General features: G+C 60.8%; 15 protein-coding genes. 9 read left to right on the top strand and 6 right to left on the bottom strand.

Annotated features, from left to right (window positions below):
* Window positions 1-118: 118 nt before the first annotated feature.
* The 4 genes from J2046_RS14440 (at window position 119) to J2046_RS14425 (ending at window position 3,501) form a co-directional block, all read left to right on the top strand.
* On the top strand, window positions 119-595 hold the full coding sequence (locus J2046_RS14440; RefSeq protein ID WP_233469789.1) for a MarR family winged helix-turn-helix transcriptional regulator: 477 nt from the start codon (window positions 119-121) through the stop codon (window positions 593-595).
* A gap of 36 nt (window positions 596-631) precedes the next feature.
* Window positions 632-1,330 (top strand): response regulator, encoded by a 699-nt coding sequence (locus J2046_RS14435; RefSeq protein ID WP_210052855.1) that lies wholly within the window; start codon window positions 632-634, stop codon window positions 1,328-1,330.
* A gap of 196 nt (window positions 1,331-1,526) precedes the next feature.
* Window positions 1,527-2,906, top strand: a complete 1,380-nt coding sequence (locus J2046_RS14430; protein WP_210052853.1) for an ATP-binding protein — start codon at window positions 1,527-1,529, stop codon at window positions 2,904-2,906.
* A gap of 13 nt (window positions 2,907-2,919) precedes the next feature.
* Complete coding sequence (locus tag J2046_RS14425) at window positions 2,920-3,501, top strand: DUF1349 domain-containing protein (protein ID WP_210052850.1); 582 nt, start codon at window positions 2,920-2,922, stop codon at window positions 3,499-3,501.
* Window positions 3,502-3,524: 23 nt separating this feature from the next.
* Here the strand turns inward: J2046_RS14425 and J2046_RS14420 are convergent, their stop codons facing one another.
* The 5 genes from J2046_RS14420 to J2046_RS14400 form a co-directional block, all read right to left on the bottom strand.
* Window positions 3,525-3,866, bottom strand: a complete 342-nt coding sequence (locus tag J2046_RS14420; protein WP_210052848.1) for a tRNA-binding protein — start codon at window positions 3,864-3,866, stop codon at window positions 3,525-3,527.
* Window positions 3,867-3,877: 11 nt separating this feature from the next.
* On the bottom strand, window positions 3,878-4,696 hold the full coding sequence (proC, locus tag J2046_RS14415) for a pyrroline-5-carboxylate reductase (RefSeq protein WP_210052846.1): 819 nt from the start codon (window positions 4,694-4,696) through the stop codon (window positions 3,878-3,880).
* A complete protein-coding gene (locus J2046_RS14410) occupies window positions 4,696-5,196 on the bottom strand; it encodes a type III secretion system chaperone family protein (protein ID WP_037147997.1) in 501 nt (166 codons plus the stop codon). Before J2046_RS14410 ends, proC begins: the two co-directional genes overlap by 1 nt.
* Window positions 5,197-5,525: 329 nt before the next feature.
* On the bottom strand, window positions 5,526-6,326 hold the full coding sequence (locus tag J2046_RS14405; protein ID WP_210052845.1) for a nucleotidyltransferase family protein: 801 nt from the start codon (window positions 6,324-6,326) through the stop codon (window positions 5,526-5,528).
* 34 nt (window positions 6,327-6,360) lie between these two features.
* On the bottom strand, window positions 6,361-6,615 hold the full coding sequence (locus J2046_RS14400; protein ID WP_210052843.1) for an accessory factor UbiK family protein: 255 nt from the start codon (window positions 6,613-6,615) through the stop codon (window positions 6,361-6,363).
* Between the two features lie 230 nt (window positions 6,616-6,845).
* Between J2046_RS14400 and lgt the strand changes: the two genes are divergently transcribed.
* The 5 genes from lgt (at window position 6,846) to J2046_RS14375 (ending at window position 11,690) form a co-directional block, all read left to right on the top strand.
* Window positions 6,846-7,673, top strand: a complete 828-nt coding sequence (lgt, locus tag J2046_RS14395) for a prolipoprotein diacylglyceryl transferase (protein ID WP_411828508.1) — start codon at window positions 6,846-6,848, stop codon at window positions 7,671-7,673.
* 17 nt (window positions 7,674-7,690) lie between these two features.
* Complete coding sequence (locus tag J2046_RS14390; protein ID WP_210052839.1) at window positions 7,691-8,791, top strand: class I SAM-dependent methyltransferase; 1,101 nt, start codon at window positions 7,691-7,693, stop codon at window positions 8,789-8,791.
* A 102-nt stretch (window positions 8,792-8,893) separates the two neighbouring features.
* Window positions 8,894-9,688: a peptidoglycan editing factor PgeF gene (gene pgeF / locus J2046_RS14385; RefSeq protein ID WP_210052838.1), complete on the top strand. Its 795-nt coding sequence runs from the start codon at window positions 8,894-8,896 to the stop codon at window positions 9,686-9,688.
* A 1-nt stretch (window position 9,689) separates the two neighbouring features.
* Window positions 9,690-10,841 (top strand): M24 family metallopeptidase, encoded by a 1,152-nt coding sequence (locus J2046_RS14380; RefSeq protein ID WP_210052836.1) that lies wholly within the window; start codon window positions 9,690-9,692, stop codon window positions 10,839-10,841.
* An 84-nt stretch (window positions 10,842-10,925) separates the two neighbouring features.
* Complete coding sequence (locus J2046_RS14375; RefSeq protein ID WP_210052834.1) at window positions 10,926-11,690, top strand: hypothetical protein; 765 nt, start codon at window positions 10,926-10,928, stop codon at window positions 11,688-11,690.
* Window positions 11,691-11,701: 11 nt separating this feature from the next.
* Here J2046_RS14375 and J2046_RS14370 read toward each other — a convergent pair.
* Window positions 11,702-12,131: LexA family protein (locus tag J2046_RS14370; protein ID WP_411828503.1), on the bottom strand; the 430-nt coding region annotated here is incomplete at its 5' end.

Here is a 12,131-nt window from a genome sequence, read left to right as displayed (position 1 = left end):
ACGAACGAGCGTCTACAGTGCTTGAGTGTTGAATGAGCTTCGGCCTTCGCATGGAACCATGACGGGAAAGGAAACGGGAGTGTCGCGCGCATCGACGGGAAAAGCCGTCAGGAAGGTCATGCCGCCGATGCCGGTGGTTGACGAAGGCCAGATCGACTTCGAGACCATCGAGTTGCTTTTCTTCGCCTATCGCGATTTCGTCTCCGACCCGGATGCGATCCTTGCCAAGATCGGCATGGGCCGCGCCCATCACCGCGTCGTCTATTTTGTCTGCCGTCAGCCAGGCATGATGGTGACCGACCTTCTCGATACGCTGCAGATCACCAAGCAGAGCCTTGCGCGCGTCCTCAAACAACTGATCGAATCCGGCTATATTCGCCAGATGGCGGGGGCCAAGGACAGGCGGCAAAGGCGGCTCTACCCGACGCTTGCCGGCCGCGAACTGGCGCTCGCCCTTTCCGAGCCGCAATCGCGCCGTATCGCTCGCGCGCTGGAGGATTTCACGCCGGAGATGCGGACCGCGGTCAAGGAATTCCTGCGCCGCATGCGTGGGCGGGACGAGAATCTCGAACCCATCGAAGACGAGTTGGATTAGGTTGAGGACTGATAACCCTCAGTTGGGACTGGACCGATGACGAAAACGCCTCCTTCCGACGACGCACCCCACCTTCTCGTGGTCGACGACGATACCCGTATCCGTAATCTCCTTAACCGCTATCTGATGGAACAGGGATTCCGCGTGTCTGTCGCGGGCGACGCGGCGGAGGCTCGCCGCAAGCTCGAAGGCCTGCATTTCGATCTCATCATTCTCGACGTCATGATGCCGGGCGAATCCGGCCTCTCGCTGACGCAGTCTCTTTTTCAGAAGAAGACAACTCCGGTCATCCTGCTGACGGCCCGTGCTGAAATGGAGTCCCGCATCGAGGGACTGGAAGCCGGCGCCGACGACTATCTTTCAAAACCCTTCGATCCACGCGAGCTCGTCCTTCGCATCAATAACATCCTGCGCCGGAGCAGCTCGCCGGATACTCCGAAGATCGAGCAGGTCATGTTCGGTCCTTTTACTTTCTCCATCCCGCGCAAGGAATTGCGCAAGGCGGCAGAAACCATCCGGCTGACCGACCGCGAGCAGGAGATCATGCTCCTCTTTGCGCTGCGCGCCGGCGACACAATCCCGCGCCACGAACTGATCGGCGACGATGCGGAAGTGGGTGAGCGCACGATCGACGTGCAGATCAACCGTTTGCGGCGTAAGATCGAGGACGATCCGGCCAATCCCGTCTACCTCCAGACGGTGCGCGGCATCGGATATCGGCTGAGTATTGACTAGTGGAATGAATTTGACATTTGAGCCCCGCTCACGGCACCCTCTGAACTCAAATGTCAAATTCGAAAATTCCACTAGAATCATAAAGTTGCTAGTGGTCCTTTAGATTCCGACATTTGCTCTCAGAGGGTGCTGCAAAGGGATGCAAATGTCGGAATTGAACCACTAGCCTGGAAACCAGGCGCAAGCGGAAGGCAGGATGGCACTTTTCGACACCCTGAAGCGCGACATGGACCGGTTTACCCTCCCCGGCTGGCGTCCGCTGACCCGATGGCTGCGACGGCGCCTGCCCACGGGTCTCTACACCCGCTCGCTGCTCATCGTCATCCTGCCCATGCTGCTCCTGCAGACGGTGGTCGCCGCCGTCTTCATGGAACGGCACTGGCGCATGGTCACCGAACGCCTTTCGGAAGGCACTGTCCGGGACATCGCCAGCATTATCGAAGTCATCAAGAGTTATCCGCAGGACAGCAATTACGATGCGATCACCGGCATTGCCGGCAACGCTCTCAATCTCACGATCGCGGTGGAAGAAAACGGCCAGTTGCCGCCGCCACGCCCGCGCCCCTTCTTCTCCCTGCTCGATGACGTGCTTGCCGATCAGATCAATCGCCAGATCCAGATGCCGTTCTGGATCGATACGGTGGGCGACAGCCGGCTCGTTGAGATCCGCATCAAGTTCGACAGCCGCGTATTGCGGGTCTTTGCCCGCCGCGGCTCCACCTATGCCTCGAACACGCATATTTTCCTGGTTTGGATGATCGGCACTGCCCTGGTGCTGGTGGGCATTTCCATTCTCTTCCTGCGCGGCCAGATCCGGCCGATCCTGACGCTCGCGCAAGCTGCCGAAAGTTTCGGCAAGGGCCAGAGCACCGAGGGTTTCTCACCGCGCGGCGCCGACGAGATCCGCCGCGCCGGTCTTGCCTTCATCCAGATGCGCGAGCGGATCGAGCGGCAGATGGAGCAACGCACGACCATGCTTGCCGGCATCAGCCATGATCTGCGAACCATCCTGACCCGCTTCCGGCTCCAGTTGGCACTTGCCGGCGACAAGCCGGAGCTTACTGGCATGAGCCAGGATGTGGAGGATATGCAGTCGATGCTGGAAGGCTATCTGGCCTTCGCCAAAAGCCAGGCCGAGGAAGATTTCGGCGAACTGCGGCTGAGCGAACTCCTGGGGAAACTGCAGTCGGACTTTGCTTTGCAGGGCAAGACCATGACCTATGAGATCGAGGGGGAAGACGAGATCGCAGTGCGCCCCAATGCCTTCGCCAGGCTCGTCGGAAATCTCGTCTCAAACAGCGAACGCTACGCCAATAATCTGCATGTCGACGCGAGGCATAGCGCCAAATGGCTGACGCTCACCCTCGACGATGATGGTCCCGGCGTTCCGCCCGAAGCGCGCGAAGACGTCTTCAAGCCCTTCTACCGGCTCGACGAGGCGCGCAACCTGAACGCTTCCGGCACGGGCCTCGGCCTCGCCATCGCCCGCGACATCGCCCGTGCCCATGGCGGCAACGTCACACTTGCCGAAAGCCCGCAGGGCGGCCTGCGTGCCGTCGTGCGGATACCGGCCTGAACGGGAGGGACGGATGCCGGTCGATCTTTCCGACATGCAATGGCTGAACCCGCCGCCGGAAATCCGCAAAGACAGCGGCCGGCTGATCGCCCGCTCCGGTCCGGAGACCGACTTTTGGCAGGAGACCTATTACGGTTTCCATCATGACAACGGCCATTTCCTCTACCGGCGCTGCGTCGGCGATTTCACGGCGGAGACATCCTTCGTCGGGCGCTATGAAGCGCTCTACGATCAGGCAGGCCTGATGCTCCGCCTTGACGAAAAGCACTGGATGAAATGCGGCATCGAATTCACCGACGGTGCCCGTCACTTCAGCACAGTCGTCACCAACGGTCATTCGGACTGGTCCGCCTTCCGCCTCGATGAGGATTTTGAGGAAATCTTCGTCCGCGTTACCCGCATGGGCGACGCGCTTTTCATCCAATACCGCACGGATAGCCGGCCGGATTGGCGGATGGCGCGGCTGGCTTATTTCCCCCCGACTCTTTCGGAGCTTTCCGTCGGTATGACCTTCTGCTCGCCGCAGCGGGAAGGCTTCGAGGTGGAATTCCGGTCCTTCAGCCTGACCGACGTCAAAAGCCGCGATATTCACTGAAGGGTCGCCGCGCGAGATCCGTCCTACATCAGCCTTTTGCCGTTCGGCACCTGCTGTTCGACGGCTGCAAGCACGATCGCGCCCTTCTCATCCTCGAAACCGAGGGTCAGCACCTCGGAGCGGAACGGGCCGATCTGCCGCGGTGGAAAGTTCACGACACCGAGCACCTGCCGGCCGACCAGCATCTCTGGCGTATAATGCACCGTGATCTGCGCCGAGGATTTCTTGACGCCGATTTCGGGGCCGAAATCGATCTTCAGCTTGAACGCCGGTTTGCGGGCTTCCGGAAAGATTTCCGCCTCGACGATCGTGCCGACGCGGATATCGACTTTCTCAAAATCGCCGTAGGTGATCTCTTCGGCCATGACACTCTCGCTCAGCTTCCGAGTTCTTCCGCCCGCTTGCGAGCCGCGGCGATCGCCTTGTCGAACAGCGGCTGCATGCCGTCTGCGGCCATCAGCACCGCAAGCGCTGCCGCCGTCGTGCCGCCGGGCGATGTGACATTCTGACGAAGTTTCGAAGCGTCTTCGGGGGACTGGTGCAGCAACTCACCAGCCCCCGAGACAGTTTCCCGCGCAAGCCGCATGGCGAGGTCCGCCGGCAGGCCGGCTTTGCGGCCCGCCTCGGCCATGCACTCCACGAGATAGAACACATAAGCCGGACCGCTGCCCGAAACCGCGGTCACTGCATCGATATCCGCTTCGCTCGACACCCATTCCACAGGCCCACTGACCTTGAGCAGAGACTGCACCGCCTCTCGCTGGGCATCGCTGACCTTGGGATTGGCATAGGCACCGGTAACGCCGCGGCCGATCATCGCCGGCGTATTCGGCATGGCGCGCACCATCGCCGCATCGCCAAGATGGCTTTGAAGATAGGACAGTGTCTTGCCGGCAGCGACGGAGACCACGACGGTCCCCGGACCAACAGCCGGCTTCAACGGCGGCAGGACTGCATCCATCAATTGCGGCTTGATTGCAAGGAACAGGATATCGGCCGAAAACCTTTCCGGCAGGGCGGTGAAATGACGCGCGCCGGCATCGGAAATGATCGCCTTCATCGCCTCCGACGGCGACGGATCGACAACCGTGACGGAAGCGCCGGGCACGCCGTTCTTCAGCCAGCCGGAAAGCATCGCGCCCCCCATGTTGCCGGCGCCGATGAGAAGGATCGATCCGAGCTGGACCACGGTCATCAGGCTTCGCCTACGGTTTCAAACAGAACGGCATCCATGGCCGCTTTCGCTTCCATGCCCGACCATACGACAAACTGGAAGGCCTGATAATAGGCCTCGCAGGCCTCAAGCGCGCTCGACAGCAGCACTTCCACCTGCTGATTGTTCGGCTCCGCACCGCCGGCCAGCAGCAAGGATTGCCGGAAGATGATCACATCTTCCTGACGCCAAAGGTCGAAATGACCCATCAGCACCTGCCCGTTAATATGCGAGAGCAGGCGGATGACTTCATTGACCCGTATGTCCGGGATCTTGATATCGAAGGCGCAGGCCAGATGCAGCGCTTCGAATTCTTCCATCCAGGAGAAGGAAACATGGTAGTCGGCCCAGCGCCCTTCCACGGTCATAGCGATTTCATCTTCGCCCGACCGTTCGAACGTCCAGTCGTTCGAGGCTGCGACGAACTCGATCATGTCGACCGGATTCGACTGACGTTCGATTTCCAATTCCATAAGGCTCATGCGGCACCTTCTTGACCGGGATGATTGCGGATTCGTGCGAAAACGCCAAAACACGCGAACAATGACCGGGAACAACACGTTCGATGATCGCCCGACACCTCCAGAATAACGCAGTCACCCTGTCTGGAGCTTACCAACCCGTTTCGAATCATCGTTTAAAATCAGTGTACCTAGACGGAGTCCGACTGGCAGCCCCTTTCACTCGATTTTACTAAATTCCACTTGGAAACTTCTTCGCGTCCGGGATCAGAAGGGAGTCATAACCGACTCTGGCGACTTGCTTTTTTGCCAGTGTCCACAGGGAAGGATTTTTCGACGGCAAGGTCGGATCAGGTGTCGGAAAACTCGATTCCCAACATGTGCCGGAGGTGAGCCCACGTAGCCGCTTCGAACCGCTCGGGCCATTCCACGCCGATCTTCGTCGCCACCCTGCGTGCCCGCGGCAGATACGCTTTCGCATAGGCTAGATTGGCTGAGATGATCGCCTCTCTCGTCGGTGAAGGCAGTGGCAACCCGGCGAGGACCTGCTTTTGCTCCTCGGTGATCAGCCTGTTCAGATGAAGAGCCCCTCCCCGATTGGGAGCGGCTGTCTCTTCGATCAGAAGCTCGGTGAGAAGATTCCTGAGATGGAAGATGCCGGTGATCCCGTTAAGATATTCCCCTCTGCCTATCGCGAGCGGCAGCAGCCCGAAAATCCGGATGAATTCCTCGAACTGCCATTTCATGCGCGCCGGATCGGGGCTCGCCCTTGACGGAGCCGTTGGCAAGGTTTCCAGAATCCGATCGTGATCGAACACGACCTTCAAACCGTCGGCGCTTCGCCGGGCCATTTGATCGGGATTGATGATGTCAACGTCGATGCGCAGCCAATCCGCCGTGATGGCGTTGATCAGCGTGGGTTTGATCTGCCTGTCCCGCCAGAGAACGATTTCACCCTTTTTACCGATGGATTCGCGCAAGAGCGCGGCAAATTCATCCGTAGGGCCGTCGCGGGAAACCGCCAGGAAATCGATATCGCTGTATGCATCCTCGATTCCAGCGCCATAGCTGCCGCTTAAGAACAGCGCTGCGATCGTCGGTTCGTTTCTGAGGGCGGCCGCGATATCGTTGATGACGGTCGCCTTGTCCATTCCACTGCCCCCGTCCTCATAAACGGTACCGGTCTCATTGGCCTGAAAGCTTCGCCTCCAGCGCCTCGATCCGGGCTTTCAGTGCCTCGTTTTCGTCGCGGGCGCGGGCGGCCATTTCGCGGACGGCCTCGAATTCCTCACGCTTGACTACGTCCATATTGTTCAGGAAGCGCTCGGCCTGAGCGTGGAAGGCTGTCTCGAACTCCTTGCGCACGCCTTGCGCAGCTCCCGCGGCATCGGTCATCAGCCGCGCGAAATCGTCGAGAATGCGGTTCGTGCCGGTTGCCATGATCTTACTCCCGTATGTCTGGCCGCCCACTCTACGGAAGTGCGGCCCGAAAATGTCCATGAAGATGAAGTAGGGCCTGCCGCGACCCGTTGCAAGCGTCATCCACCGCCGGCACGGGCTCTTGCTGAGATTCGCCTTGACCGGCGATGGCCGCAACGCCATGTTCCGCGACGATATGAACAGGTTGAGAACCCGATAACTTGTACGAAGCGCTACATCTTTTCGCCCTGATGCCGTTCCCGAACATCGATCCGGTGGCCTTCTCCATCGGCCCGCTGGCCATCCATTGGTACGGTCTGGCCTATGTCGCCGGCATCCTGCTCGGCTGGCTCTATGCGCGCCGTCTGGCGGCAAACGGCTCGCTCTGGAAGGGTGGTCAGTCTCCGATCACCATTGCCCACCTCGACGACTTCCTGGTCTGGGTCGCTGTCGGCGTGGTGCTCGGCGGCCGCATCGGCTACGTGCTCTTCTACGATTTCGCTGCCGTTTTGGAGAATCCGATTCGGGCAATCGAGATCTGGAACGGCGGCATGTCCTTCCACGGCGGTTTCCTTGGCGCGACGATCGCCATGATCTTCTTTGCCCGCCGCAATGGCATTCCGGTCTGGAGCATGTTCGATACGGTGGCTGCCGTCGTGCCCTTCGGGCTCTTCTTCGGCCGCATCGCCAACTTCATCAACGGCGAGCTTTGGGGACGATTGAGCGACATGCCCTGGGCCGTCGTCTTCCCGACCGGTGGGCCGTTCGCGCGCCATCCGAGCCAGCTCTACGAAGCGGGCCTCGAAGGAATCGTGCTCGTTCTGGTGCTGGCGCTGATGATTTTCGGCTTCAAGGCGCTGAGGGCCCCTGGCACGGTCTGCGGCACCTTCGTCGTCGGATATGCGCTCTGCCGTATTTTCGTGGAGTTTTTCCGGGAGCCGGATGCCCAACTCGGCTACTTGCTCGGCACGAATTGGCTGACGATGGGCATGGTTCTGTCGCTGCCGATGATCGCTGTCGGCCTTTGGGCCATCGCCCGGGCACGCGCAGCAGCTGCTTCTGCGTCTGCCCAGGTTTGAGGCGGAGGCGCACGGCCGTGAGCACGCCCCTTACAGACAAGATAAAAAACCTCATCCGGGCGAGCGGCCCGATCAGCGTCACCGATTATTTCGCGCTCTGCCTCGCCGATCCGGAATATGGCTATTACCGCAGCCGCGAGCCTTTCGGCCGGCATGGCGATTTCATCACCGCACCGGAGATCAGCCAGCTTTTCGGCGAGATGGTCGGCATCTTCGTCGTGCATGCCTGGCAGCGCCATGGCAGCCCGGCAGCCGTCCGGCTGGTCGAGGTCGGGCCCGGCCGCGGCACGATGATGGCCGATATGCTGCGGGTGATCAAACGCATCGCCCCCCTGCTCTTCGAAGGCCTGAATGTTCATCTGGTCGAGACCAGCGAAAGGCTTCGCGGCGTGCAGCGCGTGACGCTGGAGGCCTATTCCACGAAGATTACCTGGCACGACAGTTTCGAAGATGTACCCGAAGGTTTTACGCTGATTGCCGCGAATGAACTCTTCGACGCGATCCCGATCCGCCAGTTCGTCAGAACACCGACCGGCTTCCGCGAGCGTCTTGTCGGCCTGAATGCCGACGATCAACTCACTTTCGCCGCCGGCGTCGCGACGCTCGATCCCGATCTTCTGCCATCGTCAACGGCCTCCATTCCCGACGGCACGGTCTTCGAGCTGGCGCCGGCACGCCAGGCGGTCATGCAGACGCTCTGCGACCGGCTGAAGACGTTTGGCGGAACTGCCCTGATCATCGACTACGGCCATATGGTCACCGGCTTCGGAGACACGCTGCAGGCCGTGCGCAACCACGACTTCGATCCACCGCTCGCCCATCCGGGCGAGGCGGACCTGACGAGCCACGTGGACTTCGAGGATCTGGCGAGGATCGCCCTTTCCATGGGTGTTCACCTGAACGGCGGCTTGCGCCAGGGCGAGTTCCTCTACGGCCTCGGCCTTGCCGAACGCGCCGCGGCACTCGCGAAGGACAAGGCGCCATCCGAACAGCGGCTGATTGCCGCGGCGGTCGATCGGCTGGCGGGCGAAGGTGCGGGCAAGATGGGGGAGTTGTTCAAGGTGATCGCAGTTTCCAGCCCGGCCTTGAATTTGATGCCGTTCCGGCCGGTGGATTGACATCCGCCCTTTCCTTGCGCCACTCTCGCCCTAGATCGAAGCAGCACGCAGGTTTCATCGCCTGCAGAAAACCTCTTGAAATCAACGGGATAGACAACGCCGATGCAGGACAGCCCCTTGCCGACGCCCATCGAGAGCCCCCTGTTGAACGAGATGGCCGGCAATCGTATCCGCCATGGCTTCTTCACCCGTCAGGGCGGCGTATCCGAAGGGCTTTATGCCGGCCTCAATGTCGGCATCGGCTCGAACGATCACCGGGAAAGAGTGATCGAGAACCGTGCGCGGGTCGCCGCCTGGTTCGGTTTGCCCACCGAAAAGCTTGCAACCGTCCATCAGGTCCACTCGCCCGACGTCTTCATCGTCGACGAGACCTATGCCGGCGAGCGGCCGCAGGTGGATGCGATGGTGACGTCGGTCCCCGGCGTGGCACTCGGCGTGCTTTCGGCCGATTGCGGACCGATCCTGTTTGCCGACTGCGAGAACGGCGTGATCGGCGCGGCCCATGCCGGCTGGAAGGGTGCACTTGGCGGGGTGCTGGAAAACACGATCGAAGCGATGGTTTCCCTCGGCGCCATGCGCGGCAGGATCAATGCGGTGCTCGGTCCCTCCATCGGCCCGAAGAGCTACGAAGTCGGCCCGGAATTCGTCGAACGCTTTCTGGCATTCGATTCGGCATACGAGGAATTCTTCATGCCCTCACCGAAGCCGGGACATGCCATGTTCGACCTGCCGTCGCTGACGATCAGACGGCTGACGGCCGCAGGCGTGCGCGCCGAAAACCTGGGCTTCGACACCTACCCGGACACGGCACGGTTCTTTTCCTATCGCCGCACGACTCACGCCAAGGAGCCGGATTACGGCCGCCAGATTTCAGCCATTGCACTTCGGGAGGATTGATATGGCCCTGCATTTCGAAAGAAGCGAATATGCTGACCGCCTGACACGACTGACGGAAAAGATGCGTGCTGAAAAGCTGGATGCGCTGCTTCTCTTCGCCCAGGAGAGCATGTATTGGCTAACCGGCTACGATACCTTCGGCTACTGCTTTTTCCAGACGCTGGTGGTCAAGGCCGATGGCACGATGACGCTGCTGACCCGCTCGGCCGACCTGCGTCAGGCGCGCCATACCTCGGTCATCGAGAATGTCATCGTGTGGGTCGACCGGGTGAATGCCGATCCGACGCTCGACCTCAAGAATCTCCTGAGCGACATGGACCTGCTAGGCGCGAAGATCGGCGTCGAGTACGACACGCACGGCATGACCGGCCGGGTCGCCCGCCTGCTTGACAATCAGCTCGCCACATTCGGCCAGATCAGCGACGCCTCCTATCTCGTCAGCGCGCTCAGGCTCGTCAAAAGCCCGGCGGAGGTCGCTTACGCCAGGCGCGCCGCCGAACTTGCGGATGATGCGCTTGATGCGGCACTCCCTCTCATCAAGGCCGGCGGCGACGAGGCGGAAATCCTCGCTGCGATGCAGGGCGCGATCTTCCTGGGCGGCGGTGATTATCCGGCCAACGAATTCATTATCGGGTCGGGCGCCGACGCGCTCCTCTGCCGCTACAAGGCCGGCCGTCGAAAACTCGACGCGACCGACCAATTGACGCTCGAATGGGCCGGCACGGCGGTACATTATCATGCCGCCATGATGCGCACGATCATGGTCGGCGAACCGTCCTTCCGCCACCGGGAGCTTTACAAAGCTTGCCTCGAGACGATCCAGGCCATCGAGAGCGTGCTGCGCCCCGGCCACACGTTCGGCGACGTCTTCGACACGCATGCCCGGATCCTCGACGAGCGCGGGCTCTCACGCCACCGCCTCAATGCCTGCGGCTATTCGCTCGGCGCCCGTTTCTCGCCCTCGTGGATGGAGCACCAGATGTTCCATGTCGGCAACCCGCAGGAGATCCTGCCCGACATGACCCTCTTCGTGCACATGATCATCATGGATTCCGACAGCGGTGCCGCCATGACGCTCGGCCACACCTATCTGACGACGGGCGCCGATCCGCAGCCGCTTTCGCGCCACGGTCTGGACCTTATTTTGCGCTGATTTCCCGCTTTGATCAGGCAATTGACAGGTCCCGAAGGCGACCAATAAGCTTTCGTGACAGGGAATCTTTGACAGGAGGCGGGCATGCAGCTTTTCGGAAGATTATTTTCCGCCACCCTGCTCGCCATCATTCTGTCCTCTTGCAACACGACGGAGGCCCTGACGCCACAGGCGAACGTGGGCACGGGCAATGGCGGGGCTTCGACGCCGGTGACACAAGCCGAGGCGGACCGGATGGCGCGCTCGCAGCAGCCGGAGACCTATAATAATAACAATAGCAGCACCTATGCCCAAGGCGGAGCAACGGGACCGCAGAACACGCTGGAAGCCCAGGCTCGCGCTCTGGAATCAGGCAATACGGTATCCCCCTCCTCCTCCGGCCCACCGCCGCAATGGGATGGACAGGGACAGGAGCAGGCGACGCAACAGCCCGCAACGGCTGCTGCACCCCGGCAGGCATCGTTACCGCCCCCGAGTTCCTCCTCCAGCACGATCCGTTTCCTGCCGATCATCGGCGCGCCGGTCCAGGCGGTGACCCCGCTTTCGCGTCAGCTCGGCGCCGAGGCGCGCGCCAGCGGGCTTACCATCCGCCCATCAGGCGATACCGGCACGGAGAATATCCTGAAGGGCTACTTCTCCGCCTTCGTCGACGGCGGCAAGGTCACCATCGTCTATGTCTGGGATATACTCGACAATTCAGGCGCTCGGTTGCATCGCATGCAGGGGCAGGAAAGCGTGCCGGCCAAAGGCTCCGATCCATGGGCCGCGGTACCTGCTTCCACCATGGAGGCGATCGCCAGCAAAACCATTCAGGACTATCTGAGCTGGCGGCAATCGCAGAGGGGCTAGGGCCTGAGGCTCTAGTGTGACGTCCCAGAGATTATGACGGGTTGTTCTATGCCCAGAATTGGCAGGTCTTGCGGGGGGACGAGCAGTTGGATGCTGCGCGCGACACCTGGTTGCTTTTGGATCAATCCGATTTTCTCAAGTGTCTTTAGCATCTGGTGGACCGAGGGTGGGGTGACTTTGAAGTATCGCTGGAAGTCTGCCTCGGCTGGGGCACGGCCATTGATCTGTGAATAGGCCCATATGAAGGCAAGATACTGGCCCTGCTTTGCGGTGAAGGGGGTTGGTCCGCCCGGCTTCTTTTGGTCAAGCAATTGATTCATTTCGGATTCATCCAAGGTCCCTCGACGATGAGGGATATTGTGATGAACGTACGATATCGAGTCGATCTTAGCCAGATCGAACGCGACGAGCTTGGCGCTTTGGTAAGTGGTGGCAAGCAAC

Source organism: Neorhizobium petrolearium (genome assembly GCF_017873175.1).
GTDB lineage: Bacteria > Pseudomonadota > Alphaproteobacteria > Rhizobiales > Rhizobiaceae > Neorhizobium > Neorhizobium petrolearium.
This window is presented reverse-complemented; position numbering and strand designations above follow the sequence as displayed.